Here is a 21,262-nt window from a genome sequence, read left to right as displayed (position 1 = left end):
CGGAGGCGGCGGTCACCGGCCGCCGCCTTCCAGCCAGCGCGGCCGCTTCGCGTAGCGGGGCAGCCACACCTTCGCGTAGAGCAGCCGCACCGGCGGCGGGACGCGGCGCAGCACGGCGGCGCGGTCGGCCGGAAGCGCGTCGCCGAGCAGCCAGGGGAAGAACTCCGGCGCCGACTTCAGCGCCGCGAGCCCGTTGCCGCGCATGTCGGCGAGGCACTTCTCCCACGCCGCCGCCGGCATCGCCGCCCGCACCAGCGGCAGCGCGTCCCGCTCCTCGTGGTCGAGGTGCCCGCCGACCTCGCCGGCGAACGCGTGCGCGGCCTTCGCCAGTGCGTCGCCGTCCCCGCCGGACGGCCTCGCGAGCGCGGCGTCCACATCGGCGATCAGCGGGTCGATGCGGGCGTGCTCGTCCTCCATCGCCGACAGCACGGCCAGGTCGTCGGGACGGTCCCGCAGTCCGGCGCGCATCCGCGGCCACATGTGCCGGTCCTCGCCGTCGTGGTGGCTGCCCAGCATGGCCTTCAGCGTCCCCCAGCCGAGGAGCACCGCCTCGTGGCCGCGCGCGTCGCCCGGCCGGAGCCTCTCGGCCGCGCGGGCCAGGTGGTCCAGGTCGCGCCGGAGCGCGTTGTGCGTGGCCTGCATCAGGGCCATGTCGTAGTCGGCGGGCATTTCGGTCCCCCTCAGTACTGGCAGTTGCTGATCAGCGTGTGCGCCGCGGCCAGATAACGGTCGTCCGGGCTGAGCGCGTGCTCGCGCAGGCACGCCTCCGTGAGCTTGATGGCGTGCTCCTCGCCGAGTTCGACCGCGTCGGCGGCCAGCACGCGGCCCGGCGGAGGGCGGTACCCCTCGGCCGCCGCGGGACCCGCGCCGGGCATCGAGGGGACCGCCTTCCACACCGCGGTGGCCACCGTGGCGACGGCCCGGTAGGAGCTCACCGCCAGGTCGTCCGGCAGGATCGGCAGCACCAGCCGCAGTGCGGCGGGCGCCGTGACCGCGTGCACTTGCGGGACGGGCGGGTGCGGCGCGAGCCGGGCGTACGTGCCGGCGTGCAGGGCGGTGAGCTCGCTCAGCGCGGCCGGGACCTCCGCCGCCGTGGTCACCGCGGGCCCCTCGGCCCGCAGCTTCCGCGGCACCGGTGTGTGCCGCGCCGCCCAGTACGCCATCCCGCGCGCGAGCTCGTTGAGCTGCAGTTCGCTCGGCTCCGGGACGGTGCTCAGCGTCCTCACCGCGTGCGCGGTGCGGATCAGGCCGTGGGTGAACGCCGACAGCGCCCCCTCCATCAGGGACGGCCACCAGCTCACCAGCACCTCGCGCCAGGGACGCTCGCTGAGCCGCCACTCGAAGTACTGGACCCAGTCGGCGACCCTTCGGTAGTCGCCGAGCGCCGCCCGGCGCGCCTCCACCGGGTCCTCCGGCAGCAGCCCGCCCGCGGCGGGCGGCACGTGGTGGCCGCGCCGCCGGCCGTTGGTCTCGATCCAGCGCGGGATGACGTCGTGGCAGCCGAGGACCGCCAGCGTCTCGGCGACCATGGGCGCGTGGACGGCGAAGTCCGGGCCGAACTCGAATCCCGTCTCCCAGAGCCGGTCGAGCGCGTCGTCGACGGAGTCGGCATAGCGGCCGACGCCGAAGTCCGCGCCGGAGCCGGAGTCGGAGCCGGCGTGGCGGTTCGCGCCGGAATCGGCGCAGCGGTCGATGCCGGGCCTCAATCTGTTCTCCTTCCCTCCGCCAGGACCATCGCCCCGTACATCTGGAACCCGCCCTGGGTGTCGCGCAGGGCGGCCTCCTCGCGCATGGACCGCGCGCGGTCCGCCGGGACGACGCCGAGTTCGCCGGCGCGGCGCAGCGCGTCCATCAGGCCGGTGAGCCCGTCGGCCTCCGCGACGGTCCGCAGCACCACGGGCATGACGGTGACGCGGACGTCCCGCAGCCCGACCGCGCCCAGCAGGCCGTGCAGGCGCCGACCGATCCACGGGTTGCGGATGTTGTTGAACCACCAGGTGAGGACGGTGCGCGCCGCCTCCCGGTCGGTCAGGTCGGGTGCCCACATGCCGTGGTCGGGGTCGGCGATGAGGACGCGCCCGCCCGGCTTGACGACGCGCAGCATCTCCCGGACGGCGCCCGCCGGGTCGTCCAGGTGCTGGACCATCCGCTCCGACCGGACGACGTCGAAGTCGCCGTCGGGGAACGGCAGCGAGTACGCGTCGGCGACGTGGAACAGGGCGTCCACGCCAGTGACCCGGCTCCGGCGCACGGCGCCCGAGACGGCCTCCTCCTGCACGTCGACGCCGACGGCCACGCCGCCGGGGCCGACCCGCCTGGCGATTTCCAGGACGTCGGTCCCGTTGCCGCATCCGATGTCCAGCACCCGGTCGCCGGGCCCGCACGCGAGCCGGCGCAGGATCGCGGCCTTGACGGCCTCCAGTGAGCCGGCCGCGTCGTCCAGGTACTCCTCGGCCGGCCGGCCGAGCAGCGTCGTGGTGTTGCCCGGCTCACCGCCGTTGTTCGCCTCGGTCATGGTCGTCAAGCCCCCTTCTCCGGCTGGAGCTCCCGCTCCGGCACCGGACCCGGCGCGCTTCGCCGGGTCAGGCCGCTCGGCCACCAGACGCGGTCACCGATGTCGTAGGTGAGCGCGGGAACCAGCAGCGAGCGGACGATCAAGGTGTCGATCAGCACCCCGAACGCGATCACGAATCCCTGCTCGGCGAAGCCGACGACGGGCAGGGTCACCAGGACGCTGAACGTGGCCGCCAGCACGATGCCGGCCGAGGTGATCACACCGCCGGTGCTGGTCAGGGCCTTGAGGGTGCCTTCGCGTGTGCCGTGCGTCCGGGTCTCCTCGCGGACGCGGCTGGTGAGGAAGATGTTGTAGTCGACCCCGAGCGCCACCAGGAACACGAAGCAGAGCAGGGGGAGCTGCGCGTCCTGGCCGGACCAGTCGAAGCCGTACTCGAACACGAGCGTCGAGATGCCGAGCGTCGCGCCGAACGACAGCGCCACGGTCAGGATGAGCAGGACCGACAGCGTGATCGCGCGCAGCAGGCAGAACAGCACCAGGAGGATGACCACCAGGACGAGCGGGATCACCAGCCACGCGTCCCGCACGTTGGTGTTGAGCTGGTCGAGCCCGATCGCGGCGGGCCCGCCGACCTGCGCGTCGGCGCCCGTGACCGCGTGCACCCGGTCGCGGAGCGTCTCGACGGCCTGCCGTTCCTCGCCGGTGCCGGGCTCGGCCTGCAGCGTGACCGTCAGCTGCACCTTCCCGTCGACGCGTCCGACCTCCTCGGCCGCGCCGGCGCCGGCCGCGAGCACCGCCGCCTTCACCTCCTCCGCCCGGTCCACGTTGGCGATCACCGTCGCGGGGTTGCTGTTCCCGGCGGGGAAGTGCGCCGAGATGAGGCTCTCCCCGCGCTCGGACTCGGAGGTCGTGGTGAACATCGTCTGCTGCGGGACGTTGAAGGCGAGCAGCCCCAGCATCCCCGTCGCGAGCGCGACGGAGGTCAGCGTCCAGACGCGGCGCGGCCGGGCCGAGACGAGGGCGGCCGCGCGGGTCCAGATGCCGAGGACGCGCTTGGTGTCGCCGAGGTGCGGGACCTTGGGCCAGAACAGCCAGCGGCCCAGGATGACCAGCAGCGCGGGCAGCAGCGTCAGCATGGCGAGCACGGCGGAGACGACCGCGATGATCCCGACGGGCGCGAGCGCGAGGGTGGCGTTCAGGTCGGCGACCCCCAGGCACAGCAGACCGAGGCCGACCGTCCCGCCGGAGGCGACGATGGTCCCGGACGTGCGGCGCAGCGTCACGGCCATCGCCTGGTGCCGATCCTCGTGCCGGGCGAGTTCCTCCCGGTACCGGGCGATCAGCAGCAGGGCGTAGTCGGTGCCCGCGCCGTAGATGAGGATGCTCAGCACACCGGTCGACATCGAGTTGATGACCAGGTCGGTGTTCTTGATCAGGCCGTAGGTGAACGCGCTGCCGAGCTGGTTGGCGACCGCGACCGACACGAGCGGCACCAGGAACAGGAACGGGCTGCGGTAGATGACCAGCAGGAGGACGGCGACCACGACGACCGGGATGACGACGAGCGTGAACTCCATGTCCCTGAAGATCAGGAACTGGTCGGCGTCGCGTCCGGCGGGTCCGGTCACCTTGATGTCGAGACCGGCGGCCGGTTCGCCCAGCTGCTCGCGCATGGCGTCGACCGAGTCGAGGATGTAGGCGCCCTCCTGCTTGTTCTCCGGCGCCACCAGCGGGATCTGGTAGAACAGCGCCTCACCGTCGCGGGCGGTGGCGGGCTGCTCCGGCTTGACCTCCGGGGTGTACTCCCGCATCAGCGCCTGCTGGTCGGCGGCGGCGCGCTGCTTGTCCGCCTCGGTCAGCCCGCCGTCCCGCTCGTACACGACGATGGCCGGGTTGACCCGGCCCTGCGGGAACTTCTGCTGGGCTTCGAGGACGGCGGTGGACTCGGCGCTCTTGGGCAGGTAGCCGAGCCGGTCGTTGTTGACGGCGTCGAACAGCTGCCCGGCGAACGGCGCCGCGGCCATCAGGATGATGATCCAGGCCACCAGCACGAGCCATTTGGCCCGCCGGCCCGCTGGAAACGCCAGATATCGAGACATCCCTACCTCCGAAGACGACGTCGAGCGATCATATACATGGCTATTATTGTCATGACTATCATCCGAAGGGAAGGGCCCTGAGGCCGAAACGAGACCCCCGGGCCGCAAGAGGCCGGGCCGGTACGGCACCCGTCCCGGCTCCGGTTCAGTGACCGCTCAGCCCCAGACCAGCGCCGCGCCGAGGATGGCCACACCGAATCCCGCCAGCGCGAAGAGCGTCCGCACACGGTTGGCCGCCGCCCACCTCGCCCGGACGCCCTGCCAGCCCTCAGGCGGAGCCTCGGCGTCCCAGCGGTCCACGACGCGGTTGAACCGGACGTTCCACCGCTCCGACACCACCGCGACCCCGACGATGCACAGCCCGGCGAGCGCGATCGCGACCCGCGGCCACAGCCCGCCGGCCACGATCACCAGCAGCGCGCAGACCGCCAGCGCGACCTTGTTCACCCTCGGCATCAGCGGGTCGAAACGCCGGTCCAGCAGCCGGTGCACCTGCACATAGCGCTCACCAGGCAGCGCGCCCACCGCCGGGACGATCGCCACCTCCACCGCGAACAGCACCCCGGCCAGCGTCCCCGACAGCAGCAGGAACACCGCGAGGAGCACGTCGACGGCCATCAGAACCGCACGTCCATCATCTGCTGGTAGCTCTGCTTGCGGCCCACCCTGTCGAAGAAGGCGCGCATGAACAGGTCACGGCCCGCGCACACCGGACGGCTGCGCCAGCGCCCCATCGCGCCGATCGTCCACGCGGTCTGCACCATGCCGCTCACCCGCTCGTGGCGCAGGTCCTCGTAGGCGGCCACCGCGTCGGGCACGTCGTCGTGCTCGGACAGCATCCGGACCAGGCCGACCGCGTCCTCGATGGCCTGCCCGGCGCCCTGGCTCAGGTTCAGCGTCATCGGGTGCGCGGCGTCGCCCACCAGCACCACCCGGCCGCTGCCCCATCCGCCGCAGCGGTCCGGCGGGCGGTCGAAGATGCCGATCGGGAGGATCGCCTCCTCCGTCGTGGACGCGATGATGCCCGGGACGGGGTCCGGCCAGTCGCGGTACGCCTCCATCATCACCTCACGCCGGCTCTTCACCAGCATGTCGAACGAGGCGCCGACGCTGTCGGCGGTGATGGCGTCCCAGTAGACCTCGTCCTCGTTCAGCCGCATGTACAGGAAGCGCAGCCCTCCCCGGCCCCAGAGGTTGAAGAACGTCCCTGTCGGCACGACGTCCTCGCCGGGCAGCCGGGTGATCGCCTGCCAGGCCGTGTAGCCGGCGTACCGCAGCGGCAGGTCGTGTCCCTTGCGGAGGTCGTCGCGGACGGTGGAGCGGACGCCGTCCGCGCCGATCAGCACGTCGGCGCGCAGCTCGGCGCCGTCGTCGAGGCGGACCGTGACACCGTCGCCGTCCTGGGAGAACCCGGCGCAGCGGGTCCCCAGCCGGACGCAGTCGCCCGCCGCCTCCATCAGCACCGTGTTGAGCGCCGACCGCCGCAGCCCGAGGGCGGGCGCACCATGCCGCCCGGCCTCGGACGCGACGTCCCAGCGGGCGAGCCGCCGGTTCCGGTCGGAACGGAACTCGTGGTGGACGATCTCGACCCCGGCCTCGGCGACCGGCTCGTCGAGCTTCAGCTCGCGCAGGGCGAGCAGCGCGTTGTGCCAGAGCATGAACCCGCCGCCGGTCAGTAGCCGGTCCGGGGTCGAGCGGCGTTCGAGGACGACGGTGTCGATCCCCGCACGGCGCAGCGCGATCGCGGTCGTCAGACCACCGATCCCCGCGCCGGCGACGATCGCGTTCCGCACGGCGGCCATGCCGGTCCCTCCCTGTTCGGTGTGGGGTCTCTCGGAGACCCGCGATCACAGACTGTCGAGCCGCGCGCGGACCTCGTAGATGCGCCGCTCCACGCCGCCGTCCCCCCAGTACGGGAGCATCGGCGCCGCCATCTCCAGGTGCTCGGGCGCGTCCTCCCACGCCCGGAACTTCTCCTCGCTCTCCCATTCCGCGAGCAGGATGTAGCTGTCGCCGTCGCGGAGCAGCTCGTCGTCGAGATGGCCCGGCGTGCCGCGCACGGTCGCGGTCACCGTGCGGTACGCCTCCTCGAACCTCTCCCTGTCCTCCGCACGCGGGGTCGCTCTGACCAGGACCCGTACGGTCATCGCCGTCGCCTTCCTCTCCGATCGCAAAGACTCGCCGGCCGACCGCCCGCGCTCATGCGCGAGCGATGATCTCCAGTACCTGCTTGCTCGCCGACTCGCGGAGCGGCTCGAACGCGGCGGACATCGCACGCCGTCCCGCGCTCCGCTCGAACGCCCGCAGGGCGTCGCGGCTCTCCCAGTCGCCGGTGATGACGTACAGCCGACGCTGCTCGGCGTCGCACATCATGGCCTGGCCGAGGCTGCCCTGGACGGGGTCGGCCATCGCGTTTCTCCAGACCTCCTCGAAGGTGCTCTCGCAGCCCTCGCGCACCATCATCGTGAGCACGGCGCGGATCATGGTTCTCCCTTCTCCGGCGGGACAACGCCGTCGAAACGACCCGTGTGGATCGGTTGGCGGAGGATCGGCGCCCCGGTCATCGGTCCCACGCGCCCCACTGCGGCAAGGCGCGCCCGTCCGCGGCGAGGATCGCCTGGTGCAGCGACTGCAGATCGGGACCGGGCTCGACCCCGAGTTCGGTGACGAAGTCGCGGCGAAGCTCGCGGAACACCTGGAGCGCGTCCCCGCGCCGTCCCGCCTCGCTCAGCGCGACCATCAGCTGATAGTGGATCCGCTCGCGAAGCGGATGGTCCGCCGCGAGGGCGCGCAGCTCGGAGACGACGTCGGCGTTCCCGCCGAGCCGGGCCTCCAGCTCCAGACGCCGCTCGATCGCGGTGACGCGGGACTCGTCCAGGCGGGCCGCGACCCCCTCCAGCAGCGGAGACGACCGGACATCGGCCAGTGCCGGACCCCGCCACAGGGCGGTTGCGCTCCGGTAGTGCCGCAGCGCGTCCGCGAGCTCACCGGCCTCCCGCGCGGCCCGGCCGAGATCGCACAGCCGGCGGAACCGGGCGAGGTCGAGGTCGTCGTCGTCGATCTCCAGCCGGTAGCCCGGCGCCCGCGTCACGATCGCCGGGCGCGCGCCGGGGGCGGCGGCCAGGCCCGCGAGGACCTGGCGCAGCTGCGTCATGTAGACGCGCAACGCCTTGAGCGCCGTCCGCGGCGGCTGGTCGCCCCACAGCTCGGCTATGAGCGCGTCCGTCGAGACGACGGTGCCGCGGCGCGCCAGCAGGATCGCCAGCAGAGCCCTCGGCTTGTGCGCGCGCGGCGTCCGGACGCGCTGCCCTTCGTAGATCTCCAGCGGGCCCAGCACCACGAACCGCGGCCCCGCCGTGACCAGCGGACCTCGTGCCGGCGCACCCACGTCGCCGTCCGCGGGGAAGACGGCGGGTGGTTCGGTGATGGCGGCTGAGGTTCTCATCGTTTCCGCCCCTGATTCGCTGGTGCCCGCCCGGCTCAGTGCCCGGCCGGATGGGTTTCGACGGAGAGCTCCGAGACGCAGCGCATCAGGGCGTTGCGGAAGTTCTCCTGGAACTCCTCGGGCGACGACGCCGCCTTCCGGTCCGTGAGGTAGGGCGCCAGCTTCTCCTCCAGATTGTGGACGCCCTGCTGGCGGGCCATGTGCCGGGCGATCGCGATGAAGTCGCCCTCGTAATGGATGATGCGCACCATGAACTCGTCCTTGACGAAGACCGCGGTGCCGAGCAGCCGGCCGACGTCCTGGCCCTTGTCATCGCGCATGTCGGGGGTGTCCACTCGCTGGAACCCCTCGAAGATCTCCGCCAGCGCGTCTTCGCTGCCCACCTTGACCCGGTAGCGGATCGCTGCGTACGGCATCGGAACCTCCAATGTCCGAGGTGATCTGTTGGCCTTCATCGCACACGCGCCCGCTTGAGGCTCGCTGGACGGGCGGGCACGTCCCGGCGGGGTCAGCCGCGGCCGACGTGCTCGGCCAGGACGGCCAGGTCCCGGTCGCCGTCGCCGCGCTCGACGGCCCGCGCGACGATCTCCAGGACGCGTTCGGCGAGCGGAAGGTCCGCCCCGGCACCGTCCGCCAGCTCGATCGCGTACCGCAGGTCCTTGGCCATGAGGCTGCTGCGGAACGCCGCGGGGGTGTAGCGGCGCTCCCGCATGATGGCGGCGCGGAACGTCATCACCATCGAGCTGACCCCGCTGCCGCCGATGCATTCCAGGATCTCGTCGCGGTCCAGCCCGCCGCTCTCGCCGAGCGACACCGCCTCGGCCAGCGCCGCGATCTCGGCACCGATCAGCACGTTGAGCACCAGCTTCATCGTCGCCGCCGCGCCCGCGCCGCCGAAGTAGCGCACCTCCCGGCCGAGGTCGGAAAGGACGTCGCGCACCGCGTCCACGTCCGCCCGGTCGCCCGCGGCCATCACCCGCATCTCGCCGGACCGGGCCTGCAGCGGGTTGCCGAGCACGCACGCCTCGACCCTGCGCGCCCCCAGGTCGGCGAGCCGCCCGGCGGCCTCCCGGGCGAAGGCGGGGGTGACGGTGGAGGTGTCGATGACCGGGGTTCCCGGGGCCAGCCCGTGGACCGCGTCCCCGAACAGCACCTTCTCGACCGCGGCCTCGTCGGCGAGGCTGACGATCACCACGTCCGCGTCCCGCGCCGCGTCGGCCGCCGTCCGCGCCGCCCGGGCCCCGGCTTCGACCACCGGCGCCGCCTTCTCCGGCGTGCGGTTGTAGACGCGGACCGAGCGGCCGGTCTCCACCAGCCGCGTCGCCATCCCGGCGCCCATCACCCCCAGCCCGATGAACGCGACCTCACGGTTCTTCCCCGTCTTTCCGCCAGTGGTCGTCGGCGCAGTGGTCGTCGGCGCAGTGGTCGTCGGTTCGGTGCTCATCGGCTCTGTGCTCATCAGCTCGCTCCTCGGGGTTCAGGCCACGACGGCCAGGGCGTTCAGCAGCAGGGCCGCGATCGCCAGCCCGGTGCGCAGCAGATGCCACCGGCGCCACTCCGCGCGGGGGTCCCGCCAGTCCGCCGGCAGGGGCGCGTCCGGGTCGAGCCCCTTGACCTGCCGGTTCAGCGGCACGTTCAGCAGGTGCGACACCCCGGAGACGGCGACCAGCAGCGCAGCGGCGCAGCCGAACAGCACCCGGGACCGGTCCCCGCCCGCGACCACCGCGAGCGTGACGCACGTCAGCGCGGACGTGAGGACGATCGCGGGCATCGTCGGGTCCCAGTTGCGGCCGAGCAGCTGGTGGAAGCGCACGTACAGCGGCGGCGACACCGCCGCCATCGCCGGCACCACGCTGATGGCGACGGCCAGCAGCACGCCCGCGGTGAGCCCGCTCCCGGTGAGGCCCACGACGATCAGCGCGTTCTCGAGCACGGCTTCCTCCGATTCGGCTCGCCCACCGCGGACCCGGGCGGCGTCCGCACCTACGAGCACCCTCCGCCGGTGTGCTCGACGCGTGATCGAGGGCGGCTGGGCGGGCCGTGCGGAACGTCGAGGCGAGATCGGACGGACGTCGAGGCCCGGCTGGAACGGCCGTCGGGACCGGACCGGAACGGCGGGCCGGGGACGGGCCAGAACGCCCGCCGGGACCGGGACCGGACCCGGGCGGCCGTCGGGGACGGGTCCGGGCAGCCGTCGAGGCCGGGCGCCGTGTCGCGCCCGGCCTCGATGGACCGCCGTCAGGAGCCCAGCCTCCACGGCGGAAACCCGAACCGGGTCCCGGACGCGGTCGCCTCATGGGTCAGCACCACGTCGCCGGCCGGGTCGAGGAACTGCGCCGTCCCGCTCTCCTCCAGCCGCGTGGCGGAGGTGACGGTCCCGGTCATCGCGACCACGACCATCCCGCCGATCTGACCGTCGGCGATCACGTAGTGCCGGTACTCGATCTCGAACGTCCGCGCGCCGGTGGCCCGCCAGGTGCCGAACCCGGTGACCTTGGACGCGTCGGTGCCGGACACCATGCCGTCCTGCCCGAAGGAGAACATCCCCTTCTCCGGCGGGCGGTCCGACCCCGTGACGATGACCTCCGTCAGCCACGTCCCCGTCAGCGGGTGCGCGTGCCGGGTCTGCGCGTTCGCGCGGTCCGGAGCGACCGCGGAGGCCAGCAGCGCGGTCGCCCCGGCCGCGGGCAGCCAGCGGCCGCCCTTGCGCAGCATCTCCCTGCGGTCGACGTTCCCCGCCTCAGCCGCGTTCTCTGTCATGGCTTCTCCTCGGCTACGGCCGCACCGGCTCGGCGGTGGTCGCCTGGCCGGTCATCTCGAAGACGACCTGCATCGTCACCATGGACGCCGAGGCCCGGAACGGATGCAGCTTCGTGCGGTGCTCCAGATGCTGCGCACTGCGCTCGAACTCGCGGAACCCCGGCTCGTCGACCCAGTCGCTGACGACGAAGTAGGCGTTGTCGTCCCCGTCCTCCCGCGACAGCCACTGCCGGATGTTCGCGGGATGCTCGGTGATCGCGTGGCCGACCCGGTGCCAGGTGTCCTCGAACTCCCGCTCCATGCCCGGGTGAATGCTCATCCGGAGCATGACGCGGAAGATGCCCGCCTCGTCCCGCATCTCAGATACCTCCGTCGACATTGATCGTCTCGCCGGTGATGAAGGCGCCCAGGTCGCTGGCCAGGAACAGCACCGGTCCCGCGACGTCGCCCGGCACCCCGAGCCGGCCGACCGAGGTGAGCCGCTCGTACCGCTCGCGGATCTCCGGCGTCACCTCCTCCTCCGTCTCGACGGGTCCCGGCGCGACGAGGTTGACCCGGTACCCCTTCGGGCCGAGCTCCTTGGACAGCGAACGGGTCAGCCCGATCAGGCCCGCCTTGGACGCGGTGTAGTGGGACCGCAGCGGGATCCCGACCGTGGCCACCTTGGAGCCGATGTTGATGATCGAGGCGCCCGGCGACAGGATCGGCAGCGCCTTCTGCACGACGAGGAACGTTCCGGTGAGGTTGACGTCGAGCACCCGGCGCCATTCGGCGGTCTCCAGCTCGCCGAACGGGATGTGGCTGATGCTGCCGGCGTTGTTGACGATCACGTCGATGGTGCCGAGGTGCTCGCGGCACACCGTCATCAGCCGGTCGATGTCGCCTTCGTCGCCGACGTCGGCCTTGACCACCCGGTGGTCGCCGTCCGTCTCGCTCAGCTCCTTGACCAGGCTGTCCACCAGGGGCCCGTCGGTCCGGTGACAGGTGACGACGGTGGCGCCGGCCCGCGCGAACGCCAGCACGATGCCGCGGCCGATGCCCCGGGTGCCGCCGGTCACCAGCACCCGCCGGCCCGAGTGGTCGAGGCGCACACCGCCCTCGGCCCGCGCCGCCGCCTCCTCCACGATCCGCTTGATCCGCCGCATCTGGACCGCGGTGTTGCGGTTGAGGCGCGCGGTCATGCCCTCGTCGTCCAGCGGGGCGCCGGCCTTCATCGTGAAGTCCTGCTGCCAGCGCATCCGCACGCCGCCGTCGACGTGCTCGTACTCCCAGAACAGGTTCATGTACTCGAACACGCCGGTCTCCACCCGGTGGGACCGGACGGTCCGCGTCTGCGGGTCGGGCGTCCGCTCCGACACCCAGCTCCAGACGGTGCCGTTCTCGTCGGGGTGGAGCGAGAGGCGGAACCGGATCTTGTCCCCGTCCCGCTCCACGATCTCTGCGGCGGCGTACTCGCTGAACAGGCCGGGCCAGGACTCGATGTCGTTGGTCATGTCCCAGACCAGGTCCATCGGCGCGTTGATGACGATCTCGTTGTCGGTGTGTCCAGCCATGCTGGTGTCCCTCCATGGACGTGGTCGTGGTCGCTCGAATGCTGCCGACCCGGCCTAGAACCCCCCTGGTGGACCGCTGGTGTCCCGGTCCGCGCTCGCCGGTCGCCGGTGCCCGGTCGCCCGTCCCGGTCAGATGATCTCCGCCTGCGCCATCATCCCCATCGACGCGTGGTCGATCAGATGGCAGTGGTAGAGGTAGCGGCCCAGGTAGCGGTCGTAGCGCACCTTGATGCGGACGGTGCTGCCGTGACCGATGAAGACGGTGTCCTTCGGCCCGGTCTCGTGGGGCGCCACCGCCTGCCCGTCGCGGTCCAGCACCTCGAAGTGCGTGCCGTGCAGGTGCATGTTGTGCGGCACGGACGGTCCGGCGCCCTTGTTGTGCACGCGCCAGATCTCGGTGTCGCCGCGCCGGATCCTCATGTCGACGCGTTTCATGTCGAAGGTCTTGCCGTCCATGAGCCAGTCCCCCGTCTGCGGGTCGAAGCCGAAGTGCACGTCCCGTGTCACCTGGGCCTCCCCGAGGTCGGGCGCGTTCACCGGCGACTCCGGGATCCGGCTGGGGTCCCAGACCCGCCGCCCGACGTCGAACCGCATGAGGTTGCGCGTCGCGTCGTCCGCTCCGAACTCGTTGACCAGCACGATCCGGGTTCCGGGGTCGTGGGCGCCGAAGTCGACGACGACGTCGGCCCGCTCGCCCGGCGACAGCATGACGTTCTTGACCGGACGCGGCGCCGGCAGCAGCCCGCCGTCGGACGCCACGACGGTCATCTCCGTGCCCGTGCTCAGCCCCAGGGAGAAGAACCGCAGGTTGGAGGTGTTGATGAGGCGCAGCCGGTACTTGCGCGCGGCCACCTCGAAGTACGGCTGCGGACGTCCGTTGACCAGGACCGTGTTGCGGTATTGGAAGTCGTCCATCTCGAAGACGATCTGGCCCGCGTCGTCGAACCGGACGTCGCGCAGGGTGATCGGGACGTCGTGGTGCCCCATGGGCAGCCCGAGGCGCAGCTCCGCCGGGTCGGTGATGATGTACGTCCCCGACAGGCCGCGGAAGATCATCTCGGCCGACATGTGGTGCGTGTGGTCGTGGTACCAGAGGGTCGCCGCGGGCTGCTCGTTCAGGTACTCGTAGTCGCGGAACGCGCCGGGCTCGATCACGTCCGAGGGGTAGCCGTCGCTGCTCACCGCCGTGTGCCCGCCGTGGAGGTGGACGATGGTGGGCATGTCCAGGGCGTTCGTCTGCCGGACCACGACCCGGCGGCCCTTCAGCGCGTGGATGACCGGGCCGGGGAACAGGCCGTCATAGCCCATGATCTTCGTCTTGACGCCGGGCAGGATCGCGGCCTCGGCCTCCCGGACGGTCATCCGGTAGTAGTCCGTCGTCCACGTGCGCCGCACCGGCCTCGCCCGGCGCGGCAGCGCCAGCGGCACCGAGAACGCCTCCGGCGCCGTCGTCTCGCGGAGCCGGCGCAGGGAGGCCGTTCCGAGGCCTCCCGGCACGGCCAGTCCCGTGACACCGACCGCGCCCAGTTTCAGCGCGTCCCGTCGCTTCAGCATGCCGTCCAATGAGCGGCCCTCCCGGATGGTTCTCGATCGGATCGGGCACACCGTGCCCCGGCCCGCTTGAGGACGGCTGGTGTCCTCGGCCACCCGGGAGACCGCCCAGGTCGCACGGGCTCAATACGCGGCGACCACCTCGTACACGCCGAACGTCGCCGCCGGTCCCGCACCGGCGTTCTGCAGGGGGCGGAGCGGGGCCGTCGTGTCGCGGTGGGAGGCCGTCCTCTCCCACTCGCGGAACGCCGCCGCGTCGCGCCATTCGCTCATCACCGCGAAGGAACCCGGGTCGGCCAGCGACCGCAGCAGGACGTTGCCCAGCAGCCCGGGCGTCCCCTCGAGATCGCGGCTGATGGTGTGGTAGGCGTCCTCCACGGCCCGCGCGTCGCCGCCCGGCGCGCTCGCATAGACCAGGACGTGCACCCGGCCGAGAGCGTCGCCGGCCCGGCGCTCACGCGGCGAGGCGTGGACCGACATAGCCGACGACCGCGTCGGGGGTGGGGAGCTCGGCGACGGTCTCGTCGGGGATGGCGACCAGGAACTCCTGCTGGATCCGTGCCGCCATCTCCAGGACGGCCAGCGAGTCGTAGCCCATCTCCTCGAAGCTGATGGTGCCGATGTCGTCCTCCAGGCTGACGGAGTCCGGCTCGCCCGCGCAGTCCCGCAGGATCCTTCTGATGTCATCCACCGTGAATCTGGACACTGTCCTCACCTTTCCGGAGCCGATGCGGCCACTGTCGCGGTGAGGACTTGAACTCCGCTGGATCCGGCTTGGAGGCGGGGCCGGATACAGCTCGAGTCCGCTCGGCGGGTGCCCGCCCGGCTACCCGGCGCCCTGGCCGGCCAGCCCGTTGGCGTGATGGGGCCGCGGCTCCCCGTTTCGCTGGAGCCGCCGGCGCAGCTGCTGCTCGTAGCCGTCGTCGCGGGGCGGTTCGTGGCCGTCCCCCCGTTGCGGCTCGCCGGCCTCGAGCGCGGGGACCTCGCCCGCTCGCGGACCGGGCAGCGACCGCCCGAGGGGGATACCCTCGGTGTGGGCCTGCGCGCGCATCGGCTCCAGGAAGTCCTGGTCGAGGCGTTCGCGGGCGTAGAGGCGGATCAGCTCGTGCATCCGGTAGCGGATCTCGCCGGCGCTGGCGTCTGCCACCGACAGCAGGTTGCAGCTCGCCAGCCGGACGAGCTTGGCCTCCACCAGATCGGTTCCGGAGCCGACCAGCCGGGCGGCGACGTCGGCGGTGAACTCGGTGGGCGGCAGCAGGCTGACCAGCCGGAAGATGCTGCGGTCCTGCGGCTCCAGGCGCAGGTAGCTGGCCGCGTAGCGGGATCGGACGTCCAGGTCGGCGAAGGCGAGCAGGTCCAGCCGCCCGGCGTCCGGCTCCAGCCGCTTCACCAGCTTGCCGATCGGCCAGTTGCGGGTGGCCGCCAGCCGGGAGCCGAGGCTGCGCATCGCGACCGGCAGCCGGCCGCACAGCGCGGCGGCCCGCTCGGCGAAGCGCCGCTCGGCGCCCGCGTACCGCCGACCGCTCGCGGACTCGATCAGCTCGACCGCCTCGTCCTCGGGCATCTCCTCCAGCAGCACGTGCCGCACCCCCGGCAGGCTGTACAGGCCCCACCGGCTGGTGACGAGCACCGAACTGCCCGGCGACGCCGGCATCAGCGGCGCGACCTGCGGAACCGATGAGGCGTCGTCGAGCACCACGAGGATCCGCCGGCCCATCGTCCAGGTGCGGAACAGGTTGGAGCGCTCCTCCAGGCCCTCCGGCATCTCCCGGGCCGGCACCCCGACCGCGCGGAGGAAGCCCTCCAGGATCGGGAGCGGGTCGGCGGGATGTTCGGCGGTGCCGCGGAGGTCGGCGTACAGCTGGCCGTCGGGGAACTCGGCGCGGATCGCGTGGCCCGTGCGCAGCGCCAGCGTGGTCTTCCCGGCGCCGGGCATGCCGGAGACGCACACCGTCCGGCCGGCCGTGCCCTCCCTGCCCGCGGCGAGCAGGCCGGTGCAGACGCTCTCCACCACGTCCGCCCTGCCGATGAAGTCCGGGATGTCGGAGGGGAGCTGCGCCGGTGACGGCAGCGGGCCCGACGACACCGCCACCATCGCGGACGGTCCGGAAAGCGTCCTGTCCTCCGGCTCGTCCGCCTCCTCGGAGTTGAGCAGGGTCAGGTGCAACCGCTGCACGGTCGCCGAGGGCTCCATGCCGAGTTCGTCGACGAGCATCCGGCGCAACCCCTGATACACCTCAAGCGCCTCATAGCGGCGCCCGGACCTGTCGAGCGCGACCATCAGATGACCGTGGAAGCGTTCGTTCAGCGGCTGCTCGGACACCAGCATCTTCAGCTCGCTCACGAGCTGCTGGTGCCGGCCCAGTTCGAGGTCGGCGGTGATGCGCTGTTCCAGGACGCGCAGACGCTCCTCTTCGAGACGGGTCACATGGGCGGAGAGGATGTCCCCGACGGAGACGTCGGCGAGCGCCGGACCGCGCCACACGGTCAGGGCCTCCGACAGCAGGGCCGAAGCGCTCGCCGCGTCCCCCTCCTCGAGCGCCGCTCGTCCCTCCTGAGCCAGGCGCTCGAACCGGAGCAGGTCGCCCAGCTCGGCGGGAACGTCGAGCAGGTACCCGGAGATCCTCGTGTGGAGCTCGGCCGAGGGGCAGTGCTCCAGCACGTCCTTCCGCAGCTTGTATATGTACGTCTGGAGGGTCGTCATCGCGCTGTTCGGCGGCTCCTCCCCCCACAGCTCGTCGATCAGTTCCCCCACCTGGACGAGCTTTCCGGACCGCACCAGCAGGAACGCGAGCACTTGCCGCACCTTGGGCGCGGTCGGAGTTATCTCCACCCCGCCACTGGCCACCCACATTGGGCCGAGAATCCGAAAATGCATGCGCCATTCACCTCCTGATCCCGTTCATCATGGACACCCTCTAACCCTGGAACGATCAACACGCAAGGATTGTCAGCGCGATCAGTGAATCAGGCAATAAGTCACCGCCTAGACGACTGGCCATAGATATCTCACTCAGAAAAGGAGTGGAGCACCCTTGCTTTCAAGACGATCACTCCATAGGCTTATCAGTCCGCGTCGCACATCATGCGACTAGGCGGCTACTCTGCGCGTTCCCCGAATCGCCGGCCCTGGTCGCCGCCTGCCTCAATGACCGCCACACCATGCACAGCGGCGCCTTGGGCGGCACTCGAAGATTACTCGCGCAGCGACCGGGCGGCGCCACCGGCAGCGCAATAGCTGGCACCAGATATATTTCAGTCCGCTACCCGGGGCACGACCTTGCCCGTAAGCCCTGGCGATCATTGACAACTGAACCCCCAGCGTGATTCATCGACCGTTCGATCGTAGTTAACAATGCACCGGGTTTGGCTGGCCGGATCTGGACCGACCATGACGAACTTCAGTAAACCCAGCGCTTTCGGCAACTAATGCTAATCGGTCATGACGAAATGTTCCGGCGGCGAAATGTTGTCCGAAACGCCGCTGGCCGGTCAGTTCACCGACACCCGGCGGATCGCGCCCGCGCGGCGGCGCGGGCGGCGGCGCCCGCGCCGGCGGTCCAGCGGCCCTCGACCGGCCGGAGAGCGCCGCGGGCGACGCTCGGACGCAGGATCGAGGGCGGAGGGCCGGCATGCGCAAGAAGAGCCGCGCGATCGCGGTGCTGCGACGAGTCATGAGTCACCTCTTCGTCGGCCTGATGTACTGCGGGACGCACGCCTGGCCGACCGCCGAGCTGATAGCCGCGGTGCGGTCGGCGTCCGCCGAGTCCACCGCCAGGGCGACACGGCACGCGCGGCGCGGGGAGCCGCTGCGGGCGTCCCCGGAGAGGGTCACGCCCTTCAACGATCTGCCCGACACGGAGCGCCTCCTCCTCCTTGAGCTCGAGCAGCAGCTCAAGCGGGAGAAGGAGGAGTAGGAGCCCGCATCCTGCCGAAGCGAACCACCGCCACCCTCAGGCAGTAATCTCTAAAGTAGAGTTACTCATATTTAGTGTTCCTCTACAAGGGAGGTAAGCGAGGTGATGGCTCGCCCCGGGTACGAGGACCTGCGCATCGAGATCATCCGGCACAGCCTGTGGAGCGTGCTGCTCTACCAGGCCCTCGCCGACCGGCTGGGACTGTCCCTGAAGGACGCGCTGGGCGGCGCAGCGCTGGCGCTCGACGGCCCTCGCACCCCCGGCGGCCTCGCGCGGCTGCTGAGCGTCACGACCGGCGGCGCGGTCACCGGCGTCGCCGACCGCCTGGAGGAGGCCGGTCTGGCCCGCCGCACCCGGGATCCCGATGACGGGCGCCGCGTCATCCTCGAACCCGTCCCGGAGACCCTGGCCGTGCTCCTCGCCCACCTCGACCGGGCCGCCGTCCTCGCGGCGCGCACGGACGACCTGTCCGACGACGAGCTCTCGTTCCTCGTCGGCTGGCTACAGGAGCAGAACGCGGCCGCCACCCACGACCTGACCGGCTGAGAACCGGCGCCGAGCACCGGCTGAGGCCGGCCGAGCAACCGGCTGGGCACCGGCGGCGCGGCGGCGGCTCAGGGCAGCAGGGCGGGGCGGGAGCGCGCCGGGCGGCGCAGCAGCCACTCAAAGAAGCTCCTGCGCGGCCCGCGCACGATGACGTTCCCGTGCCGGACGCTGCCCGTGACGCCGACACGGATCCGGACCGGGACACCGGCCGCGCCGCGGGCCCGGTACGGCCGCACGTTGCCGCTGCGGACCGTCACGCTTCCGATGTCGACTTCGACCTCGGGCGGCACGATGAGCCGCACATTGCCGTGGCTGACCGTGACCTCGACGTCCAGGACCGGATGGGCGAGCGTGGCCCGGGTGAAGTCGATGACCACGTTCCCGCTGTGCGCCTCGACCTCCAGGCGGCGCGGGACGACCCAGTTCCCGGCCCGCTCGATGTTGCCCTGGCGGGCCTCCAGCCGGAGCAGCCCGGGGGCGTCCGGGGCGGCGGGCTCCGGGAGATCACGCAGAAGCGCCCGCAGCTCGCCGTGCGTGCGGGCCGTCAGCGCCGCCTCCAGCCGCTCGTCGAGGTCCTCCGCGGTCAGGCGGCCGTCGCCCGCCGCGTCCCTGAGCCGCTCGACGACGTGGTCGCGGTCCTCGTGGGACGCGCGCAGCTCGGCATGACCCGGCTCCAGACCCTCGCTCATACCCCGAACCCTAATCCTTGAAGTCTCGGAACGCGAGATTCTTCCGGATTGGAGCACCGGGTCCCGCCTCAGTCGGGCGGCGCGAGCACGAACAGCGGCTGGCCGTACTCGACCGGCGCGGCGTCGTCCACCAGGACCTCGACGACACGGCCCGCCTGCTCGGCCGTCACCGCGTTCATCAGCTTCATGGCCTCGACGATCGCGACCTGCTGTCCCGCCTCCACCTTGTCGCCGACCTCGACGAAGGCCCCGGCGCCGGGCGACGGGGCGCGGTAGAACGTCCCCACAAGCGGGGCGTCCACCACGAAGGTGCCGTCCTCGCGTTCCGGTGCGGGTTCCTCGGCCCGCACGCCCGTCTCCGCCGGTTCTCCGCCGCCGGCCGTGCCCGCCGGCTCGCGTCCGGCGGCCGGCGCCTCCGGCCACTCCACCTCGACGCTCGTCTCGCCCACCCGCAGGCGCACGCTCTTCAGCGGCCCGCGCGTCGCGCCGATGAGCTCGGCCGCCCGCCGACACAGGTCGTCAAGGACGGTCTGTTCTTCGTTCATCGGCACCCGGCCCTCCCGCTCGTCACATCGTCGAGCGTGGCCGAGCCGGCTCAATCCCCGCTGGAGTACGGCTGAAGGTCGGGCGCCGCCGCACCCTTCAACGAGTCGGCGTGCTCAAGCAGCGCCTGCAGCCGGCGCCTCAGCTCAAGGTTCTCCGGGCTGTCGGCGCCACCGAGGGGTTCGAGGTAGCGGTCCTCGAGTTCGCGCACGACGGCGAGCGCGGACCTGACCGTCTCGACGCCCTTGTCCGTGAGCGTCACCTGGACGGCACGGGGATCGGCCGGGTTGTCCTTGCGTTCCACCAGGCCGCTGCCCTCGACCTGGCGGGCGAGCCGGGAGACGTACATGGGCTCCAGCCCGCTGTAGTCGGCGAGCTGCCGCTGGCTCGGCCGTACACCGCTCTGCTCCATGCTGTAGAGCGACGCGACCACGGCGTACTGCGCGTGCGTCAACCCCAGCGGCCCGAGCACGCGGTCCATGGCCACCCGCCAGCGCAGCGAAACGTGCCACAGCAGGTAGCCGCTGCTCGGGGGACGGTCGGACTGCTTCGCCATGCGAACAGTGTACTTGTTTACTATTCGTCCCCACCGCCGCGCGCCCGGCTCGCCCTGCTCCCGGTTCAGATCTCCAGGACGACCTTGCCGGGGACGCCGTCGCGCTTGGCCTCGAACGCCTCCCGGGCCTCGGCCAGGGGATGGACGGCGCCGACGTGCGGCCTGAGCCGTCCCGCCTCGGCCCGCTCGGCGAGTCCCCGGAGCTGCTCCCGGTCGGGCTCGACGATGAAGAAGACCGCCCGTCCCCCCTCCGGCCGCACCGGCGGCGGCGCCGTGATCGAGACGAGCGCGCCACCCGGCTTGATCTTCCGCGCGGAACGGGCCAGCAGGTCACCACCGACCGTGTCGAAGATCAGGTCGACCGGACCGACGGCGTCGTCGAACCGCTGCCGCTCCAGGTCGACGAAGGACTGCGCGCCCATCTCCGCCGCGAGATCGGCGACCCGTCCCCGCCCGGTGGCGATGACGTGCGCCCCCGCCTCACGGGCCAGCTGGACCGCGAGCGTGCCGGTCCCGCCGCCCGCCCCGTGAATGACGACACTCTGGCCGGACTCCAGGCCACCGTGCACGAAGAGCCCCTGCCAGGCGGTCAGGCCCGCGACCGGCAACGCGGCCGCCCGGGTGTAGGTCAGCGTTCGCGGGATCCTCGCGAGGTTGCGCGCCTCGACCGCCACATACTCCGCCGCCGCACCATCGCGATGCCAGTCGGTGAGGCCGAAGACCCGGTCCCCGACGGCCAGACCGGTCGTGCCGTACGTGACTTCCGTCACCACACCGGCCACCTCATGGGCGGGGATGGACGGCGTCCGGTCCCGCCCGGCCCGGTCGACCCACGTGCCGGGCCACTCCAGTTCGTCCGGGACGAACCCGGCCGCGTGCACCCGCACGACCACATCGCCGGTCGCAGCCCGCGGCAGCGGTACGTCCTCCAGAACAAGGCCGTCGCTACCGCCGGGCTCATGGATGCGCACTGCTCTCATGGTCATTGCCTTCCTGCTCAGAGCCTTTCCCGCCAGGGAGACGACGTACCCCGTGTCCGTGTGACAGCGCAGCCGAGGAATCGTCCGACATGGGTGGTACACATCGGG

The 21,262-nt window shown here is 71.8% G+C and carries 25 protein-coding genes; 2 read left to right on the top strand and 23 right to left on the bottom strand.

Annotated elements, in window-relative coordinates; all coding sequences use genetic code 11:
- Positions 1-12: 12 nt before the first annotated feature.
- The 19 genes from ACTWPP_RS23550 to ACTWPP_RS23460 all read right to left on the bottom strand — a co-directional run bounded on the left by ACTWPP_RS23550 (position 13) and on the right by ACTWPP_RS23460 (position 16,777).
- A complete protein-coding gene (locus tag ACTWPP_RS23550) occupies positions 13-669 on the bottom strand; it encodes a hemerythrin domain-containing protein (protein ID WP_443106496.1) in 657 nt (218 codons plus the stop codon).
- 11 nt (positions 670-680) lie between these two features.
- Complete coding sequence (locus ACTWPP_RS23545; protein ID WP_443106495.1) at positions 681-1,706, bottom strand: hypothetical protein; 1,026 nt, start codon at positions 1,704-1,706, stop codon at positions 681-683.
- A complete protein-coding gene (locus ACTWPP_RS23540; RefSeq protein WP_443106697.1) occupies positions 1,703-2,515 on the bottom strand; it encodes a methyltransferase domain-containing protein in 813 nt (270 codons plus the stop codon). Before ACTWPP_RS23540 ends, ACTWPP_RS23545 begins: the two co-directional genes overlap by 4 nt.
- Positions 2,516-2,520: 5 nt before the next feature.
- On the bottom strand, positions 2,521-4,614 hold the full coding sequence (locus ACTWPP_RS23535) for an MMPL family transporter (RefSeq protein ID WP_443106494.1): 2,094 nt from the start codon (positions 4,612-4,614) through the stop codon (positions 2,521-2,523).
- A gap of 156 nt (positions 4,615-4,770) precedes the next feature.
- Positions 4,771-5,232, bottom strand: a complete 462-nt coding sequence (locus ACTWPP_RS23530; protein WP_443106493.1) for an anthrone oxygenase family protein — start codon at positions 5,230-5,232, stop codon at positions 4,771-4,773.
- Positions 5,232-6,416 (bottom strand): FAD-dependent monooxygenase, encoded by a 1,185-nt coding sequence (locus ACTWPP_RS23525; RefSeq protein WP_443106492.1) that lies wholly within the window; start codon positions 6,414-6,416, stop codon positions 5,232-5,234. Before ACTWPP_RS23525 ends, ACTWPP_RS23530 begins: the two co-directional genes overlap by 1 nt.
- A gap of 45 nt (positions 6,417-6,461) precedes the next feature.
- Entirely contained in the window at positions 6,462-6,761 is a 300-nt protein-coding gene (locus ACTWPP_RS23520) for an antibiotic biosynthesis monooxygenase family protein (protein WP_443106491.1), read from the bottom strand.
- Between the two features lie 52 nt (positions 6,762-6,813).
- Positions 6,814-7,098, bottom strand: coding sequence for an antibiotic biosynthesis monooxygenase family protein (locus tag ACTWPP_RS23515; RefSeq protein WP_443106490.1), 285 nt, complete (start codon positions 7,096-7,098; stop codon positions 6,814-6,816).
- A 76-nt stretch (positions 7,099-7,174) separates the two neighbouring features.
- Positions 7,175-8,059, bottom strand: coding sequence for an AfsR/SARP family transcriptional regulator (locus ACTWPP_RS23510; protein ID WP_443106489.1), 885 nt, complete (start codon positions 8,057-8,059; stop codon positions 7,175-7,177).
- A gap of 35 nt (positions 8,060-8,094) precedes the next feature.
- Entirely contained in the window at positions 8,095-8,475 is a 381-nt protein-coding gene (locus ACTWPP_RS23505; RefSeq protein ID WP_443106488.1) for a SchA/CurD-like domain-containing protein, read from the bottom strand.
- Positions 8,476-8,567: 92 nt separating this feature from the next.
- Positions 8,568-9,518, bottom strand: coding sequence for an NAD(P)-dependent oxidoreductase (locus ACTWPP_RS23500; protein WP_443106487.1), 951 nt, complete (start codon positions 9,516-9,518; stop codon positions 8,568-8,570).
- 18 nt (positions 9,519-9,536) lie between these two features.
- A complete protein-coding gene (locus ACTWPP_RS23495; RefSeq protein WP_443106486.1) occupies positions 9,537-9,992 on the bottom strand; it encodes an anthrone oxygenase family protein in 456 nt (151 codons plus the stop codon).
- A 305-nt stretch (positions 9,993-10,297) separates the two neighbouring features.
- Positions 10,298-10,819: a hypothetical protein gene (locus tag ACTWPP_RS23490; protein WP_443106485.1), complete on the bottom strand. Its 522-nt coding sequence runs from the start codon at positions 10,817-10,819 to the stop codon at positions 10,298-10,300.
- Positions 10,820-10,832: 13 nt separating this feature from the next.
- Complete coding sequence (locus tag ACTWPP_RS23485; RefSeq protein ID WP_443106484.1) at positions 10,833-11,177, bottom strand: antibiotic biosynthesis monooxygenase family protein; 345 nt, start codon at positions 11,175-11,177, stop codon at positions 10,833-10,835.
- Position 11,178: 1 nt separating this feature from the next.
- Entirely contained in the window at positions 11,179-12,372 is a 1,194-nt protein-coding gene (locus tag ACTWPP_RS23480) for an SDR family oxidoreductase (RefSeq protein ID WP_443106483.1), read from the bottom strand.
- A gap of 129 nt (positions 12,373-12,501) precedes the next feature.
- Positions 12,502-13,926, bottom strand: a complete 1,425-nt coding sequence (locus ACTWPP_RS23475; protein WP_443106482.1) for a multicopper oxidase family protein — start codon at positions 13,924-13,926, stop codon at positions 12,502-12,504.
- A 120-nt stretch (positions 13,927-14,046) separates the two neighbouring features.
- A complete protein-coding gene (locus tag ACTWPP_RS23470; protein WP_443106481.1) occupies positions 14,047-14,403 on the bottom strand; it encodes an antibiotic biosynthesis monooxygenase family protein in 357 nt (118 codons plus the stop codon).
- Positions 14,378-14,629 (bottom strand): acyl carrier protein, encoded by a 252-nt coding sequence (locus ACTWPP_RS23465; RefSeq protein ID WP_443106480.1) that lies wholly within the window; start codon positions 14,627-14,629, stop codon positions 14,378-14,380. Before ACTWPP_RS23465 ends, ACTWPP_RS23470 begins: the two co-directional genes overlap by 26 nt.
- A 120-nt stretch (positions 14,630-14,749) precedes the next feature.
- On the bottom strand, positions 14,750-16,777 hold the full coding sequence (locus tag ACTWPP_RS23460) for a BTAD domain-containing putative transcriptional regulator (protein WP_443106479.1): 2,028 nt from the start codon (positions 16,775-16,777) through the stop codon (positions 14,750-14,752).
- A 778-nt stretch (positions 16,778-17,555) separates the two neighbouring features.
- On the opposite strand from ACTWPP_RS23460, the gene ACTWPP_RS23455 reads away from it, so the two are divergent.
- Together ACTWPP_RS23455 and ACTWPP_RS23450 are read left to right on the top strand one after the other, a co-directional pair.
- Positions 17,556-17,840 carry a hypothetical protein gene (locus ACTWPP_RS23455; RefSeq protein ID WP_443106478.1) on the top strand — a complete coding sequence of 95 codons (285 nt, stop codon included), beginning with the start codon at positions 17,556-17,558 and terminating at the stop codon, positions 17,838-17,840.
- A 105-nt stretch (positions 17,841-17,945) separates the two neighbouring features.
- Complete coding sequence (locus tag ACTWPP_RS23450) at positions 17,946-18,386, top strand: MarR family winged helix-turn-helix transcriptional regulator (RefSeq protein ID WP_443106477.1); 441 nt, start codon at positions 17,946-17,948, stop codon at positions 18,384-18,386.
- Between the two features lie 68 nt (positions 18,387-18,454).
- Here ACTWPP_RS23450 and ACTWPP_RS23445 read toward each other — a convergent pair whose 3' ends face one another.
- From ACTWPP_RS23445 to ACTWPP_RS23430, 4 genes are all read right to left on the bottom strand, one after another.
- Positions 18,455-19,075, bottom strand: coding sequence for a DUF1707 domain-containing protein (locus tag ACTWPP_RS23445; protein WP_443106476.1), 621 nt, complete (start codon positions 19,073-19,075; stop codon positions 18,455-18,457).
- Positions 19,076-19,143: 68 nt separating this feature from the next.
- Positions 19,144-19,620 (bottom strand): acetyl-CoA carboxylase biotin carboxyl carrier protein, encoded by a 477-nt coding sequence (gene accB / locus ACTWPP_RS23440; protein WP_443106475.1) that lies wholly within the window; start codon positions 19,618-19,620, stop codon positions 19,144-19,146.
- Between the two features lie 50 nt (positions 19,621-19,670).
- Positions 19,671-20,174 carry a MarR family winged helix-turn-helix transcriptional regulator gene (locus ACTWPP_RS23435; RefSeq protein ID WP_443106474.1) on the bottom strand — a complete coding sequence of 168 codons (504 nt, stop codon included), beginning with the start codon at positions 20,172-20,174 and terminating at the stop codon, positions 19,671-19,673.
- A gap of 65 nt (positions 20,175-20,239) precedes the next feature.
- On the bottom strand, positions 20,240-21,154 hold the full coding sequence (locus ACTWPP_RS23430; protein WP_443106696.1) for an NADP-dependent oxidoreductase: 915 nt from the start codon (positions 21,152-21,154) through the stop codon (positions 20,240-20,242).
- Positions 21,155-21,262: the final 108 nt, after the last annotated feature.

Origin of the sequence: Actinomadura sp. 3N407 (genome assembly GCF_052245875.1) — a bacterium.
Taxonomy (GTDB): domain Bacteria; phylum Actinomycetota; class Actinomycetes; order Streptosporangiales; family Streptosporangiaceae; genus Spirillospora.
This window is presented reverse-complemented; position numbering and strand designations above follow the sequence as displayed.